At 61.1% G+C, this 15,864-nt stretch carries 13 protein-coding genes and 1 pseudogene; 6 read left to right on the top strand and 8 right to left on the bottom strand.

What is annotated here, in order from left to right; genetic code table 11:
• The first annotated feature begins 3 nt into the window (after nucleotides 1-3).
• The 3 genes from AOA60_RS26515 to AOA60_RS26505 are packed head-to-tail and all read left to right on the top strand — an operon-like array spanning nucleotide 4 to nucleotide 3,493.
• On the top strand, nucleotides 4-657 hold the full coding sequence (locus AOA60_RS26515) for a YjbF family lipoprotein (RefSeq protein WP_256592890.1): 654 nt from the start codon (nucleotides 4-6) through the stop codon (nucleotides 655-657).
• Entirely contained in the window at nucleotides 654-1,421 is a 768-nt protein-coding gene (locus tag AOA60_RS26510; protein ID WP_099586851.1) for a capsule biosynthesis GfcC family protein, read from the top strand. The genes AOA60_RS26515 and AOA60_RS26510 overlap by 4 nt, the downstream gene beginning before the upstream one ends.
• Nucleotides 1,418-3,493 carry a YjbH domain-containing protein gene (locus AOA60_RS26505; protein WP_099586850.1) on the top strand — a complete coding sequence of 692 codons (2,076 nt, stop codon included), beginning with the start codon at nucleotides 1,418-1,420 and terminating at the stop codon, nucleotides 3,491-3,493. Before AOA60_RS26510 ends, AOA60_RS26505 begins: the two co-directional genes overlap by 4 nt.
• A 57-nt stretch (nucleotides 3,494-3,550) precedes the next feature.
• On the opposite strand, the gene AOA60_RS26500 is transcribed toward AOA60_RS26505, so the two are convergent.
• The 6 genes from AOA60_RS26500 to AOA60_RS26470 all read right to left on the bottom strand — a co-directional run bounded on the left by AOA60_RS26500 (nucleotide 3,551) and on the right by AOA60_RS26470 (nucleotide 8,673).
• Complete coding sequence (locus AOA60_RS26500; protein WP_099586849.1) at nucleotides 3,551-4,942, bottom strand: undecaprenyl-phosphate glucose phosphotransferase; 1,392 nt, start codon at nucleotides 4,940-4,942, stop codon at nucleotides 3,551-3,553.
• 240 nt (nucleotides 4,943-5,182) lie between these two features.
• Nucleotides 5,183-5,740, bottom strand: a complete 558-nt coding sequence (locus AOA60_RS26495; RefSeq protein ID WP_099586848.1) for a helix-turn-helix domain-containing protein — start codon at nucleotides 5,738-5,740, stop codon at nucleotides 5,183-5,185.
• A 32-nt stretch (nucleotides 5,741-5,772) separates the two neighbouring features.
• The gene (locus AOA60_RS26490; RefSeq protein ID WP_099586847.1) at nucleotides 5,773-6,465 is read right to left on the bottom strand and encodes a hypothetical protein; all 693 of its coding nucleotides are present in this window, start codon (nucleotides 6,463-6,465) and stop codon (nucleotides 5,773-5,775) included.
• 4 nt (nucleotides 6,466-6,469) lie between these two features.
• On the bottom strand, nucleotides 6,470-7,186 hold the full coding sequence (locus AOA60_RS26485) for a winged helix-turn-helix domain-containing protein (RefSeq protein WP_099586846.1): 717 nt from the start codon (nucleotides 7,184-7,186) through the stop codon (nucleotides 6,470-6,472).
• 309 nt (nucleotides 7,187-7,495) lie between these two features.
• Nucleotides 7,496-7,804, bottom strand: a complete 309-nt coding sequence (locus AOA60_RS26480) for a hypothetical protein (RefSeq protein ID WP_099586845.1) — start codon at nucleotides 7,802-7,804, stop codon at nucleotides 7,496-7,498.
• Nucleotides 7,805-7,950: 146 nt separating this feature from the next.
• The gene (locus AOA60_RS26470; protein WP_099586843.1) at nucleotides 7,951-8,673 is read right to left on the bottom strand and encodes a pirin family protein; all 723 of its coding nucleotides are present in this window, start codon (nucleotides 8,671-8,673) and stop codon (nucleotides 7,951-7,953) included.
• Nucleotides 8,674-8,854: 181 nt separating this feature from the next.
• Here AOA60_RS26470 and AOA60_RS26465 point away from each other — a divergent pair, with 181 nt between their 5' ends.
• On the top strand, nucleotides 8,855-9,805 hold the full coding sequence (locus tag AOA60_RS26465; protein ID WP_099586842.1) for a GlxA family transcriptional regulator: 951 nt from the start codon (nucleotides 8,855-8,857) through the stop codon (nucleotides 9,803-9,805).
• Between the two features lie 150 nt (nucleotides 9,806-9,955).
• Nucleotides 9,956-11,425 carry a winged helix-turn-helix domain-containing protein gene (locus AOA60_RS26460; RefSeq protein ID WP_099586841.1) on the top strand — a complete coding sequence of 490 codons (1,470 nt, stop codon included), beginning with the start codon at nucleotides 9,956-9,958 and terminating at the stop codon, nucleotides 11,423-11,425.
• Here the strand turns inward: AOA60_RS26460 and AOA60_RS26455 are convergent.
• Nucleotides 11,372-14,133: pseudogene (locus tag AOA60_RS26455) on the bottom strand (winged helix-turn-helix domain-containing protein). The gene AOA60_RS26460 and the pseudogene AOA60_RS26455 sit on opposite strands and share 54 nt — an antisense overlap.
• 58 nt (nucleotides 14,134-14,191) lie before the next feature.
• On the bottom strand, nucleotides 14,192-14,590 hold the full coding sequence (locus AOA60_RS26450) for a helix-turn-helix domain-containing protein (protein ID WP_099586840.1): 399 nt from the start codon (nucleotides 14,588-14,590) through the stop codon (nucleotides 14,192-14,194).
• A gap of 204 nt (nucleotides 14,591-14,794) precedes the next feature.
• On the opposite strand from AOA60_RS26450, the gene AOA60_RS26445 reads away from it, so the two are divergent.
• On the top strand, nucleotides 14,795-15,706 hold the full coding sequence (locus AOA60_RS26445) for a LysR family transcriptional regulator (RefSeq protein WP_099586839.1): 912 nt from the start codon (nucleotides 14,795-14,797) through the stop codon (nucleotides 15,704-15,706).
• Nucleotides 15,707-15,864 lie beyond the last annotated feature (158 nt).

Raw genomic sequence — 15,864 nt, 5'->3', positions numbered from 1 at the left:
TGCGTGAACAGTCTGAAAATCGCTTCCTGTGTGGGCGTGGCATGGATGTTGGCTGGCTGTAATCCATTGATGAATGCCTCCCTCGATACCTTCAAGGCGGCTGTGGTCGGGCCGGCGCCGCTGGTGCTGACCCAGGCCCAGGTGGACGCGGTGCCGTTCCCCCAGATCAAGGTCGGCACGGTGTCCGGCGAAGGGGTGATGGCGCTGATTCGCCAGCGTGGCGACCTGCAATTCTGGGTCGCTTCCGGCAAGCAGGTGCTGCTGCTGCGCGACGGGCTGGTGGTGCGCACAGTGGGTCTGGGGGCTGACCTGGATGGCACGCGCTGGCAGGGCCGGTCGCCGTTCCAGCAGGGGCTGCACCGTGTACCGGATGGCTATCGCAGTACGCGGCAGACCGACGTGGTGGACGGCTATCGTCTCGGCGTCACGGTCCACAGCCGCATGACGCGCAAGGGCATGGAGACACTCGATATTCTCGATAAACCCTATGCCTTGCTGCGGGTGGACGAAGACATCGAGGCGGCCGATTTTCATGCGCGCAACCGCTATTGGGTCGACCCTGAAGACGGTTTTATCGTGCACAGCGAACAGCACCTCACACCCAGCCTGACCCTGACCATCACCCAGGTGCAACCTACCCGCAAGGATGCCCCATGACTGTTCGACGACTCAGCGCGCTGATGCTGTTGTGCTGCTGCGCGAGTGTCTGCCAGGCGGCGATCAAGGTCAGTGGCGAGGTCCGCAATCCGGGGCCAATCCCGTTCACGCCCGAGGCTCGCTTGCTGGATGTGATCACCGCGTCGCAACCGGATGCCCAGGGTTACTGGCTGGGCGCAGCCTGGTTGCGCCACCCTTTGCTGGAGCAACAGACACGGCTCAAGGCCGGGGTGTTGTTTGACCTGGACACCCTGCATCGGGCCGCACTGGCCGCCGGGCGCGAAGGGCGGGCACGTGCCGCGGCTCAGCTTTATCAACAGGTGCAGGCGTTACCGGTAACCGGCCGGCAGGTGGCGATGCTCGACCCGGTGGCGGTGGAGGTGGGTTTTGCGCCCAACCCGTTGGCCAGCGATGGCGACCGCCTGATCTACCCGCCCAGGCCCGATGACGTGCGTGTGCTCGGCGCCGTCGCGACGGCATGCCGCCTGGTGTTCCAGCCGATGCAGCCGGCACGCGATTACCTCCACGGTTGCCCGCCATCGGCGCAGGCCGACGCCGACTACCTGTGGCTGATCCAGCCCGATGGCCACGTCACGCGCTTGGGCATCGCCCCCTGGAACCGAGAGGAGGGTGTCCCACCCGCACCCGGCAGCACGCTGCTGGTGCCGATCCGCAGTGACGACCTGGACCCGCCCACCCCTGAACTCAATCAGCAATTGGCTGAGTTTCTTGCCACCCAACCCCTGGCTGAGGTCACGCCTTGAAATTATGTATTGCGGCCGTGCTGCTGGTGCCGTGTGGCGTCGTGCATGGCGATCCTCGTTACACCCAAAGCGATTTCGGCGGTGTCGGGCTGCTGCAGACACCCACCGCCCGCATGGCGCCCACCGGCGAGCTAAGCGTCAACGCCAACCGCACCGAACCCTACAGCCGCTACAGTTTTTCGGCGCAGCCGCTGGACTGGCTTGAGGGCACCTTTCGCTACACCGCGATCACCAATCGGCCCTATGGCGCCGAGTCGTTCAGCGGTGGCCAGAGCTACAAGGACAAGGCCGTCGACGCCAAAATGCGCCTGCATCAGGAAAGTCACTGGCTGCCTGAGGTGGCGCTGGGCTTCATGGACCTGGGCGGTACCGGGCTGTTTTCCAGCGAGTACCTGGTGGCCAACAAACGCTATGGTGATATGGATTTCAGTGCCGGCATCGCCTGGGGTTACCTGGGCAGTCGTGGCGACTTCGGCAACCCGCTGGGCGTGCTGGATGATCGCTTCAACGAACGGCCTGCCGCCGAAGGCTCCGGCAGTTTTTCCAACGGCTACTTTCATGGGCGTCCCGCGCTGTTCGGCGGCATCGCCTACCAGACACCCTGGGCGCCGTTGAGCCTCAAGCTGGAGTATGACGGCAATGACTACCAGAGCGAGCCCCGTGACAACCCGCTGCGCCAGGACTCGCCGATCAACCTGGGCCTGGTCTACAAACTGGCCGACTCGGTCGATCTGAGTGCAGCCTGGGAGCGCGGCAACACCGCCATGTTCGGCATCACCCTGCACACCAATTTCGTCAGCCGCAAAGCGCCGGCGAAAACCTACGACCCGCCGGCGCCCAAGCTGCCAGCGCAGGCCCCGACCACGCCGATGGACCAGGTGGACTGGGCCGAGGTCTCCAGGCGCCTGCACGATAACGCCGGCTACACCGTGCAACGTATTGCCCAGCGCGGGCCGGAACTGTTGGTGTACGGCGAACAGCAGCGCTACTTCTACAGCGCCAAGGCGGTGGGCCGTGCCAGTCGGATCCTGGATAACAGTGTGAATGACCAGATCGATTGGTTCACCCTGGTCAGCGAGCGCTACGCACTGCCGATTGAAGAGACCAGCGTGCCACGCGAGACGTTTCGCGAGGTGGTCAACCACCGTGCGGACGTGCAGGACCTGCATCGCCAAGTGGAGGTCAATCGTGCCAGTCACCGCACACAGACGGTGCTCTATACCCGGCCGCCCACGCCCTTGACCTATGGCGTGGGCCTTGGCTACAAGCAGAACGTCGGTGGGCCGGACGGTTTGCTCTATCAGGTTTCCGCCGACCTCGACGCCGAGTACCGTTTCACCCGCAACACCTGGTGGAGCGGCCTGCTCAGCGTCAACCTGCTGAACAACTACGACGGGTTTACCTACGACGCACCCAGCGGCTTACCGCGCGTGCGTACTGACCTGCGCCAGTACATGACTGCGTCGGATGTGACCCTGCCGACCTTCCAGCTCAATCATGCGGTGCAACTGGACCAGGACCTGTACGGCATGGTCTATGGGGGGTTGCTTGAGTCGATGTATGCCGGTGTCGGCAGCGAAGTCCTGTATCGCCCGATGGGCCAACGCTGGGCGTTGGGTGCCGACCTGAATTACGTGCGCCAACGCGGTTTCGAGCAGGACTTCAGCTTGCGCGATTACCGGACCGTCACCGGGCATGTCACCGGCTATACCGCATTGCCATTCAACGTGCAGGGCGCCTTGAGCGTCGGCCGTTACCTGGCCAGGGACTGGGGCGCGACCCTGGACCTGTCGCGGGAATTCAACAACGGCGTGCGCATTGGCGCGTGGATCACCCGCACCACCGCATCCACCGAACAGTACGGCGAAGGCAGTTTCGACAAAGGCCTGTACCTGTCCATTCCGTTCGATGAGTTGATGAGCCTGTCGACCCTGCGTCGCGCCAATCTGGTGTGGGCGCCGCTGACCCGTGACGGTGGGGCGCGCTTGAATCGTGCCTATTCGCTGCATTCGATGACCGATGGGCGCGACAGTGATCTGCTCTACAAGAACATCGACAAGATCACCGAATAGGCCGTGGATCAACAATGTGGAGGGGGCTTGGGCCCCTTCCACAGTTGAACCGTGTTATCAGTAAATATCCTTGGACAGCAAGGTAAACGGCGTCTTCAGCAGGATTTTGATGTCCAGCCACAGCGACCAGGTGTTGATGTAACGCAGATCGATGTCGACGCGTTGTTGCATCTTCTCCAGGGTTTCGGTTTCGCCCCGGCAGCCGTTGACCTGCGCCAGCCCGGTGATACCAGGCTTGATCCGATGGCGGGCCATGTAGGCGCGGATTTTCCCCGTGTAGTAGTCGTTGTGCGCGATGGCGTGGGGGCGGGGGCCGACCAGTGCCATATGCCCTTGCAGCACATTGAACAACTGCGGCAGTTCATCGATGGAGGTGCGCCGGATGAACCGACCCACTGGCGTGATACGCGAATCGTTGCGGCTGGCCTGGCGCACCTCGTGATCGTCATGCACGCGCATCGAACGGAATTTCCAGACCTTGATCACCTCGCCATTCCAGCCGTGGCGGTCCTGCTTGAAGATCACCGGGCCTGGGGAGGTGAGCTTGATCAGCAGGGCGAACAGCAACAGCAACGGGCTCAGGAGGATGATCGCCAGCAGGGCCAGGCTCTTGTCCAGCAACGATTTGCTCAGGGCAGCGGTGGGGCGGCTGGTCAAAGGGCTTTCATTGAGGAAGATCGCCGGCAACCCATCCACTTCGGCCACACAGTGGTTGAGCAGCAGCATGTTGTTGAGGTCCGGCACCCAGATCACATCCACGCTGATGTCGAGCAGATTGAGGTACAGCGCCTCGATGTGGGTGGCCTCCTGCAGTGAATGGGTGATGTAGAGCCGGCGAATGCCGTGCTGGCGGATCAGTTGGGGCAGGAGCGGCAGTTCGCCGAGGATCTGCAGTTGTGCATCCTCGCTCGCCTCGGCGCGGCTGCCAACCAACCCCACCAGCGGCGAGCGCTTTTGCCGAGAGAGGGTCCTGGCCAGGTCGACGGCCAGTTTGCCTGTGCCCACAATCAATGACTTATGCCGTTCGTGAAGTTGGCGATGGTAATACCGGGACAGGCTGTGCAACGGGATATAACACAGTGCCAATAACGGATAACTGACCGCCGCCCACAGCAACAGCGTTTCCAGGGGGAACATCGCACTGGCGTTACAAGCCACACCGACAACCAACAGTATGCCCACGGTCAGCAGCCAGCCCATGAACAGTCTTCCCAGGCCTACGCCATACGCATCCTTTTTGCTGTAGACATCGCACACGCTATACGCGGGAAGAGAGGCAAGTATGGTAAAAGCGGCCAACACTCGATAGTTGTACTCAAGTTGTCCAGTCTTGAAAAACACCAACATAAATAACAGCGTAACGACCAGACCCGACGCCAGCGTCCACTGGCCCCAAAACGTCAAACCCTTGGGGGCCAGGTTGCGATGCATTCTAGTGTTATTCAGCATGGTTCTGCTCCCGGGGGTAACAACAGGTGGTGGCAGGGTTTAATCAAGTTGCGCACTCACCGCACTAAATTAACGGGCACGCGCGAGCACGTACCGGTCGATAGTAATAAACGGCAGAGGGCATTGGCTGACGACTTATAACAAGGTCAGGTGGGGGTATTAAAGTGGGTGTTATAAAAGGGCAGGTAGAAGAGTGTGGTAATAGGCAGGGTGATGCATAACGTCTGACGTTATTATTTTTTATCGACGCGAAGGGTGCTGTTCAAGCGGCTTTTTTATTTTTTGTGTAAGGCAATAACCACGGTTTCTGACCGCGCGAAACAGACGTTCACCGTCGTTGGCCCGCTTGAACTTTTCCTGCAAGCGGCTGAGGCACATCTCCAGGCCACGGTACTGTTCCGGCTCGCGCCCGATATTGCGGATCAACTCTTCTTTGCTGACCACGCGCTCTTCATGGTGCAGCATCTTTTTGATCAGGGCTGACTCAATGGTGGTCAGTGCGATGCGCAGGCCGCCTTTGACCAGTATCCGGTCGTGTTGGGTGAGCAGCCAGAAGTCCTGGGGGTACACCTGGGTTCGGTCGGCGCCACTCTGTTGATGCGGCGCGTTGTCGGGGGCTTTGGCAGCGAGTGTTCTTGATTCTGGCCGCGCCGCGTTGAAGGGTTGCGAAGGCAGGGTAAGGGGCTGCGTGGGTACAGCGTTTAAGTCATAGCGGAACGCCTCTGCATTGGGTGTGAAGTCTTGCAGCGCGATGGCCGGAAGCGTTGGGCTGAACGCGTATTTCTTTAAAGAGCTCATAGTGTCCACCGAGATCAGGAAGATGCAGGATTTTATAAGCGGTCAGCAGGGGAGTAATAACCGCCCTGAAAATATTCGAACGGCAAGTTCTTAGCCATCATTGCGCTGTCGGCAAACTCGACATGGTCGGCAATGAAGCAGGCTTTGGCGGCGTTTATCAGCTCTAGCATGCGGTCGTAGAGCCGATCGAACAGGTCGGAGCGCGTGTTTAAACTCAGCCGGAGGGCGGCGTCCGGAAACGGCATCTTTATATAGTCGTAGAGTTTCAGGTCGATCAGCAGGTCGGCATGTTTTGTATCCAGTGTGTAGTTGTTGTAGGCCAGCTTGATACTGCGTTGGTCTTTGAGTCTATACAGTTGGCGGACCATTGCGCGGCGCTCTACGGGGCCGGGCAATGTGTCCAGTGGGTTGTCAATACTGAGCGTGAGGTATTGCGTGTGTTTTTCCAAGGCCAGGGCGACCTGAGTCAACTGCGTGAAGATGTCTTCATTCATCAAGGCCGATTGATCCAGGCGCAGGAATAGGTGGCCGGCGGCCTGCAGCGGAGGGTGACGTGGGGTGATGTGCTGTAGGGCCGCGCGGTAGGCGACTTCACGTGGTTCCCGATTGCCGGGGCACAGCACACTGACTTCACTGCCCCACAATGCATGGCTGCGCGAGACAATTGCCTGCCTGGCCAACTGCACAGTCGCCGCTTCTGCCGCTGGTCGTTTCTCGCTGTTCACGGCGCTACCTCTCCTTGGTGGGTTGGAAATGGCTGGCGCAAATAAGGCCGCGGCTGAGTTTGTAGCCGTAGCCGCGAATGTTTTGAATAATGTTTTCACCGTAGTGCGCTTTGATTTTACCGCGCAGGCGACTGATGGATTTTTCCAAGGCCCTGGAGTCGTAATACTTGGTATTAAGCCCCATGACGCCAGCGATCTCATTGTGACTAAGGAGTCGGCTGTGAATAAGGGCTTCCAATACTTTCATTTCGATAAAGGATATTTCCAGTTTTTTCCCGTCACCATAGATACACATGCGGTCTTGGTCGAGTACCAGCCCGCACTGGTTCAGCCGAGCGCTCTCGCTGAGAAATGCATCGAACAGGCTCAACTTTTTTTCCGGGGAAGTTTCTACCACCTTGATGCAGTAGTCTGCACCGGCCAGATAGTATTTTGTTTTGCTGAGGGTGGACGCAAAGGTCACCACCACAAATATGGTGCAGCCTGGGTTTTCGGTTCTGGTTTTTCTGATGATGTCCAGAATTTGATTGCTGGCGGAGGGTGTATCAATTTCTATAATGATGGCACGGTAGTGCGCGTGAATTTCCTGATTGTCGGTTAGTTGCCCGTAGCTGCGTGTATCGACTTTTAAATCATTCGGTACAGTGCGAACTATCAGTTCCCGAAAGTCCTCCGACTTCGATGGAGTCCGTGCAATAGCGAGGACATTGGAAAAATGCATTACCCTACTCCCTTTTGCGGCATGCAAGGCCGTCAGTTCAATCGCTGCTAGCATCTAGATACTAATCGAATTGATTACGGCCAAGCGTGACAAATTTTAACATTCGTCACGTTATTTTTGAGGTCGGGGCGGGGAAGTTAGGGACTTTTGCAAGGGGCTTTACGCGAACTTACACATAGGCTAGTGCATATTCTTAAAGCTCGGTAAGTATTTTAGCTCCAACGGTTTTTCGCTGGGCGGGGTTGAAAGTGCAGGCGAAAAAAAACCGGCTGATCAGGCCGGTTTGGGGTGCCCCTCGAACAGAGAGGGTTATACGTGGTTTTCCATCAGGCGGTCCGAACCACCTTCAGCCACACGGTTTTCCATCAGGCGATCCGAACCACCTTCAGCGACACGGTTTTCCATCAGACGGTCCGAACCACCTTCAGCCACACGGTTTTCCATCAGGCGATCCGAACCGCCTTCGGCAACACGGCGTTCCAACAGACGGTCCGAACCGCCTTCAGCCACACGGTTTTCCATCAAGCGATCCGAACCGCCTTCAGCAACAACAGGGTGGGCAAATGCGTTTGCAGCGAGTACCGAGAAAGCGAGGCTAAGCAAGATTTGGCGTTTCATGAGGGTGTGCTCCGAGTGTTTAAGTTTGGGTGTTGCCTGGTATGGGTTTGATGTTACGCGTTGCATTTTTTTAGAGAACTTCATTGCGCTGATGGTGACTATCGATGCCAGCGATGGTCCGTTTCGAAGGGCCATCGCCAGGCCCGTCAAGGCATCTGCGGCAGTTCCTGGGGGCGCAAGTCGAATACCAGCACTTCGGCATCCTGGCCTTGGCTGACGTGAATATGCTGCTCGTCACGCACTCGGGCACCGTCGCCTTCCTGCAAGCGCTGGCCGTTGATCTCCACGCTGCCCCGGGCCACGTGGATGTACAAGTGGCGATCCGGCGGCAGGTCGAGGGTTGCGGCTTCGGTACCGTTGAACAGACCTGCGTAAACCCTGGCGTCTTGGCGCACGGTCAGCGAACCGTCGCTGCCGTCCGGCGAGATGATCAACTGCAGGCGCCCGCGTTTCTGTGCCTCGCTGAAGTGCTCTTGTTGATAGCGCGGTTCGGCGCCGGCCACGGCGGGCACGATCCAGATTTGCAGGAAGTGCACACCACGGCTTTGGCTGTGGTTGAACTCGCTGTGGGCCACGCCGCTGCCGGCACTCATCAGTTGCACGTCGCCAGGGCGGATCACCGAGCCGGTGCCCAGGGTGTCCTTGTGTTCCAGGGCGCCTTCGAGCACATAAGAGAAAATTTCCATGTCGCGGTGTGGGTGCTGGCCGAAACCTTTGCCTGCGGCGACGCGGTCATCGTTGATCACCAACAGGTCGGAAAAACCCTGCTCGTTGGGGTTCCAGTAGTTGGCGAACGAGAAGGTGTGGAACGACTTCAACCAACCGTGATTGGCGGCGCCGCGTTCGGAAGCTTTGCGTAGGGTCAGCATGGTGATGTCCTCAAGTGGGCGCTGGCTGCGAGATGCAGGGCGCTTGCGTTGAGAAGAAGGTTACTGGTTACTGAAATATTCATTAAGAAGCTGAAATCTGAATAACTGTCTCTCTTAGATTGACAGTCAAAGGCATGCCATAATGCCTCCCGCTTTCTTCCCCTCGATGGATCCTTCTTGTATGAAAACCGTGGCCATGGCGCTGTTCCCGGACTTCCTCCTGCTCGACATGGCCGGGCCGCTCGAAGTGTTTTCCATCGCCAACCGCTACCTGCCGGCGGCGGCGCATTATCAGATCCTTACCATCGGCACCGAACCCGGCCCGTTGCGTGCATCCAATGGCGTGGTGGTGCAGACCGACCTGTTGCTGGAACACGCAAACGGCGCCTATGACCTCTTGCTGGTGCCCGGCGGCCCCGGTGCCTATAACGAATGCCATCCGGCGCTGCTGCCCTGGCTCAAGACGGCGGCGCCCCGGGCGCGGCGCTTCGGCTCGATCTGCACTGGCGCCTTTGTGCTGGGCCACGCCGGGTTGCTGGACGAGCACCGCGTGACCACCCACTGGCACTACACCGAGCGACTGATCAAAGCGTTCCCCAAGGCCATCGTCGAGACCGACCGCATCTACCTGCAGGACGGGCGGTTGATTACCTCGGGCGGGGTCACGGCCGGTATCGACCTGGCGCTGTCCATCGTTGCCCAGGACCATGGCAAGCAGGTGGCCGTGGAGGTGGCCAAGGTGCTGCTGGTGGTGATGAAACGCCAGGGCGGCCAGGCGCAGTTCAGTCCGATGACGGCCGCCGTGGCGCCTCAGGAAACTGCGATCACCCGCGTGCAGAACCACGTGCTTGCACACTTGGAACAGCCGTTCACCATCGAGTCCATGGCCGCGTTGGCCGGCATGAGTGCGCGCCACTTTGCCCGGCTGTTTGCCAAGGACGTGCAGATGACGCCCATGGCCTTCCTGCAAGGGGCGCGCATCGACCGTGCCCGGCAATTGCTGGAAACCACCGACCTGCCGCTCAAGACTGTGGCGTTCCACGCAGGCTTCGGCAGCGTGCGGCACATGCGCTTTTTATTCAGTGAAAAACTCGGCCTCAACCCTACCCAATACCGACAGCAGTTCAGTTAACGACAGGATGTCCGTCTCGCACACCCGATTGTCCGTATCGCTCCCTGTGCCAGCATTGTCCTGTCATGGGTAGCTGGCAAGAATAGCGTCGAGCCCACGGAAAAGGATGCGCGAACGCCCAAGGCCGGGTGTTTCAGCGCGATTGCAGACATGAACGACCCTCAGGCGATGGACGCGGATAGCACGGTGCGCTTCGGTGCCTATGCCTTTCACCGGCAGCAGCGGCTGGTGAGCAAGGCGGGTTGGCCGGTGCCGTTGGGCGGGCGTGCGCTGGATATCCTCGCGGTGCTGCTGGAGGCGCCTGGGCAGTTTGTCAGCAAGGCCATTCTGATCGAGCGGGTCTGGCCGCACAGCGTGGTGGAAGAGAACAATCTGCGGGTACACATCGCCGCGCTGCGCCGTGCCCTCGACGGGCAACGCTTCGTCCTCAATGACCCCCAGCGCGGCTATTGCTTTGCCGCGCCCGTGCAGGGTGTGGCTGCGGCGGTGCTGCCCCGGCACAACCTGGCTGCGCGGCTCAGCCCGGTGATGGGGCGGGATGAACTGCTGGGGGGGCTGGTGCGGCGTTTGTCCGGACAGCGCCTGATGACCCTCACCGGGTGCGCCGGCGTGGGCAAAAGTACCTTGGCCCTGGCCCTGGCCGAGCGTGTATTGCCGCGCTACCGCGACGGGGTGTGGTGGATCGACCTGGCCACCGTCGAGTCGCCGTTGATGATGCTGCGCCACCTGGCCACGGCATTGCACCTGGAACCCAGCGGCAGCGCCACTGAGCTGTGCCGCCAACTGGTTTCCCGGCAATTGCTGCTGGTACTCGATGGCGCCGACCTGCTGCTTGGCGCCTGTCGACATCTGCTGCGTGTGCTGCACGAAAACGCGCCCCAGGTCAGCGTGCTGGTCAGCAGTCGTGAAGTCTTGAAGGCCCCCGGCGAATGGGTGCAGCGTGTGCCTCAACTGGGTGTGCCGGCCCCGTCGGCACTGGGCAGTGTCGAGCAGGCAATGGCGTTTCCCGCTGTGCAACTGTTCGTCGCGCGGGCGTGCGCCGGTCAACAGGGCTTTGTATTGCGAGACCCTGACCTGGCTCCGTTGCGGGATATCTGCCGGCGCCTCGACGGTATTCCCCTGGCCCTAGAACTGGCCGCTGCCCAAGTGGATGCCCTAGGTGTGCGCGGTGTGCAGATGCAAGTGTGCCGGGGCTTGCAGGTCCTCACGCGGGGCCGTCGCACGGCGGTGGAGCGCCACCAATCCCTGAGCGCCGCGCTGGATTGGACCTACCAGCGCCTCTGCCTGCCGGAACGCTGGCTGTTTCTGCAAATGAGCCTGTTCAAGATGGCGGTGACCTTACCCACCTTGAGTGAGCTGGTGGCCGGCACAGAACTGGAGCATGCCGACCTGACTTACTTGCTGACGCGGCTGGTCGACACCTCGCTGCTGAACCTTGAACCCGGTCCCGGATACCCGCGCTATCGCCTGCTCAACAGTGTGCGCAGTTATGCCTTGGCACTCCTGCGCGACCCGCAGCAGGTGGCGCGTTTGCAACAGGCTTATGGGCATTACCTGGGGCCGTTTTCAGGCCGGCCGTTTGTCTTGCAACTCGTCGAGCAGGCGGCGTACGCGGATTAGATCCTGGGTAGCGAAGCCCTCGGTAAACCGCGCATAGACGCCACCCAGCAGGTCGCGGGCGGCCTGCACACGGCCTTGGGTGCGCCACAGCCGCGCCAGGCTGTCCGCGCACCGCAATTCCCAAGCAAGCGCGCCTTGCTGGTGCGCCAGGCCCAGGGCTTCAAGCAGCAAGGTTTCGGCTGCCTGTGCATCGGCCATGTGCTGGGCGCGCACGCGCAGAATCTCCGGGGTGCACCAGCCGGCCGCACCGCTTCTGGCGCGCTCGAACAGAGTGTCATTCACCGCGATGGCATTGAAGGTCACCAGGATGTCCTCGACCAACCCCAGCCCCTGCACTTCGGCAATCTGCATCGTGCCCTCGTAGCACTGCGCCCAGGCGTGGAACAACGGCACCGAGTGTTTTTGCGCCTGCTGCAACAGCAGGTCCAGCTGATCGCGGGCCACAACGGTGTCGCCGTTGTACTGGGCGATCACCACGCCGGCCAGGGCCAGGGTGTAGCAGATCGACGTGCCGTGGTTGATCTGCAACGCCAGCGCCAGTGCCTGGCTTGCGGTGCGCCATGCCTGTTCGGGAAAACCACGCAGCCACAGGATACGCGCGAGGATGGTCAGCGACGCCACGCTCTGGTCGTACTGCACGCCAAAACCATGGGTAAACCGATTGAGATGGCCGCTCTGGGCCATGCGCTGGATCACCTGCTCGGCATTGTGCTGCGCCATTGCCTGGTGGCCGGCGAAGTGCTGCGCCAGCACTCTCAGGCGCTGGGCGCTGAGGTCCAGCAGCGGTGCGGCGTGTGGCCCCAATTGATCGAAATGCAGGCTTTGCTTCAAGGCCTCGCGGTAATTGCCGCCGCACAGGCTGACCGCCATTTGCCCTGACACCGCACGCAATTGGCCAGTCAGGTTTTTGTCCGCTTCAGCCAGGCGCCGTGCACAGGCAAAGGCTTCGATCGTCTGCGACGTCCCCCCTTGGGCATGATAGGAAAAACTGCCGAAAGCCAGCTGCAACGCCATGTGCAAGCGCTGGCTCGGCGCACTCGATTGCGCCAGCCGCGCCAGGGCTTTGCCCACGTAAGGCCATGCTCGCGCAGCAGCGACAGCTCCTGCCACAACGGCATGGCGCTGACCGTGAGACGAATGCCCAGCAAGTGCACGCCCTGGTCGCCCAGGCCCCAATCGAGGGCGGCACGGATGTCTTCGCGCAGCGGGGCATAGCGGTCGATCCACGACTGGGTCGCGATCAGCTCCCAATCGTCCTGCGCCTGGTCCATCAACGCCAGGCAGCGGTTGGCGTGGCGTTCACGGGTGGCGTCGAGCTCGTTGGCGACACTGAGTTTTTCCAGGGCGTAGGTGCGGGTGATATCCAGCAGACGGTAGACCATCTCTTCATCGCCGGGCTCTACATTGAGCAAGGATTTGGCGACCAGTTGAGTGATCGAACCGAGCACTTCGGCCGGTGCGATCTGCTCCCCGGCAATCACCGCCGCCGCGCTGGCCAGGCTGAAACCGCCCCGGAACACCGCGAGACGGCGCAGGCAGATTTGCTCGCACGCCGTGAGCAGGTCGAAGCTCCAATCCAGGGTCGCGCGCAAGGTTTGATGCCGGGGCAGTGCGCTGCGCCGGCCACGGGTGAGCAGGCGAAAATTGTCCTCCATCTGCACCAGCAACCCCGGCAGGCCGAAGCGCTCGATCTGCGCTGCCACTAATTCAATCGCCAGGGGAATGCCGTCCAGGCGCTGGCAGATATCAATCGCCAGAGGCAGTTCTGCTTCGCTGAGTGCGAAGCTGTCCTGATGGGACATGGCGCGCTCGATCAGCAATTGCAGGGCCGGATAGCCCAATGCCTGGGCGCGGTTGCCAGTGGCGGGCGGGCAGGCCAGGGGTTGCAGGCGTTGCACCGACTCGCCTTCGGCGCGCAAGGCTTCGCGGCTGGTGGCCAGGATGTGCAGTTTGGGCGCGTGGCGCAGCAGGGTTTCGCTGATCAGCGCGATGTCGTCCAGCAGGTGCTCGCAGTTGTCGATCACCAGCAGCACTTGGTGCTCTTGCAGGCGGCGCGCGAAGGTGGCCAACGGTTCGTGCTCGGTATGGGTCACGTCGAGCAGGGCGGCGAGGTTGGGCAGGATCATCGACGGCGCGCTGAGGGGCGCCAGGTCCAGCAGCCGGATACCGTCGCGGTAATGCCCGATCAACAATTCCGCCACGCGCAACGCCACGGTGGTCTTGCCGATGCCGCCAGCGCCGGTCAGGGTGATAAAACGTTGCTCGGGCAAATGCTGCACCAACGTGTCGATCAGCGCCTGGCGGCCGAGCATGCGGGTGCGGCGCAGCGGCAGGTTATGGCAGGGGCGTTGGGGCGCGCCTTCGGTGGGTAGGCTCATTGGCTCGATGCTCAGTGGCGCGACAAAACTGTAGCCACGCTGGGCCACCGTGACGATATAGCGCTGCCCGGCCTGGCCATCGCCCAGCGCCTTGCGCAACGCCGCCATATGCACCCGCAGGTTGCCGTCTTCCACCACGCTTTTGGGCCAGACCCGGGCAATCAGTTCCTGTTTGCTCACCACATTGCCGGCCTGCTCCAACAGAATCAGCAGGATATCCACGGCCCGCCGCCCCAGGCGCAACGGGCGACCGGCCTCCAGCACCAGGCGCTGGCGCGGGTGGATACGGTAGGGCCCGAAGTGCACGGCCTGATCGCGTGGGTCACTCATGGGTGGCCATGCTCTGGAGAAAGTAAGCGGCCAGCATATTCCAGGTGCGTGCAGACCACTAGGCAGCGATCTCTTGAGGCTTGTGACGCAGTTGGTGGTTTCGCCAGGTCATCGGGTTGACGCCTACGCTGCGAGTGAACATGTGGCAGAAATGCGCCTGGTCGCAGAACCCGCATTCCAGGCTGATCTGGGTCAGGCTCAGGGACGATTGCGTGATTAATTCCTTGGCCCGCTGGATGCGTTGCAGGCGTATCCATTCCTGGGGCGACAGCCCGGTGGTGCACTTGAATGCACGGGAAAAATGGCTGCGCGACAACGCGCAGGCCTGGGCCAGGTCGGCAATCGCCAGGCTTTCGCCGAGGTTGGCGAGGATCAATTGCTTGGCGATACGCTCGCGCCGGGGGCATAGGCCGCCGGTAGCGGATAAGCGAGGAGCGCAGTGCTCGGTTCGGGCCATGACGAATATCCGCAGTCGATGGGAGCGTTCCCGGTGAATGGGTGCAGTGTAGATGGCGTCAATCTTGTTGCCGGACCGTCTGGCTGACGAGTTAATCGTTGTTAATTTCGTCAGGTGCAGTCACGGAAAAGACAGCACAGGCATGCAATCAAGCCAGTGTTTTGCGTGCTTAGCTGGCAGCCTGCCAACCGTTTGGATATCGCCATGAACCGCAACGACCTGCGCCGCGTCGACATGAACCTGCTGGTGATTTTCGAGGCGCTGATGTTCGAGAAGAACCTGACCCGGGTCGCCGAAAAACTCTTCATGGGCCAACCGGCGGTGAGTGCGGCGTTGGGCCGGTTGCGCGACCTGTTCGACGACCCCTTGCTGCTGCGCAACGGACGAGGCATGGAACCCACGCCACGCGCCCTGGCGATCCTCAAGGAGCTGCAACCGGCTATGGACACCATCTCCGGCGCGGTCAGCCGCGCCAAGGATTTCGACCCTTCCACCAGCTGTGCGGTGTTCCGCATCGGTTTGTCCGACGACGCCGAATTTGGCCTGTTTCCGCCGTTGCTCAGCCAGCTCCGCGAAGAAGCCCCCGGCATCATCGTGGTGGTACGCCGTGCCAATTACCTGCTGATGTCTGCGTTGCTGGCCAGCGGCGAGATTTCCGTGGGAGTGAGCTACACCACCGAACTGCCGGCGAATGCCAAGCGCAAGAAACTGCGGGATATTCCGTGCAAGGTATTGCGTGGGGATGATGGGGTGGCACCGCTGACACTGGATGATTACTGCGAGCGGCCCCATGCGATGGTGTCGTTCTCCGGGGACCTGAGCGGCAACATCGACCTGGACCTGGCCCGCATCGGCCGCGCACGGCGGGTGGTGCTGGCGGTGCCGCAATTCAGCGGGTTGCGCGCGTTGTTGGCGGGGACGCAGATCATTGCGACCGTGCCGGATTATGCGGCGTGTGCGTTGACTGAGGGCACCACGTTACGGGCGGAGGATCCGCCGTTTGCGATTGATGCGGCGGAATTGTCGATGGTGTGGAGTGGGGTGCATGACAATGATCCGGCGGAGCGGTGGTTGAGGATGAGGATTGCGGAGCATATGGCGGGGGTGGTTGACTGAGTACATATCCGTTGGTTAGGTAACGGCCGCCTATGGTTCCGCCCTTACGGCGGCTCACTTTTGGAAAGACCCAAAAGTAAGCAAATGTATGGTCAGCCCACCTTTTGCTATCCAGTCACGATGAACGGTAAATCAGGCTTGCGCTAATGTATCCGGGC

The organism is Pseudomonas sp. 2822-17 (genome assembly GCF_002742485.1).
Lineage (GTDB): Bacteria > Pseudomonadota > Gammaproteobacteria > Pseudomonadales > Pseudomonadaceae > Aquipseudomonas > Aquipseudomonas cyclaminis.
This window is presented reverse-complemented; position numbering and strand designations above follow the sequence as displayed.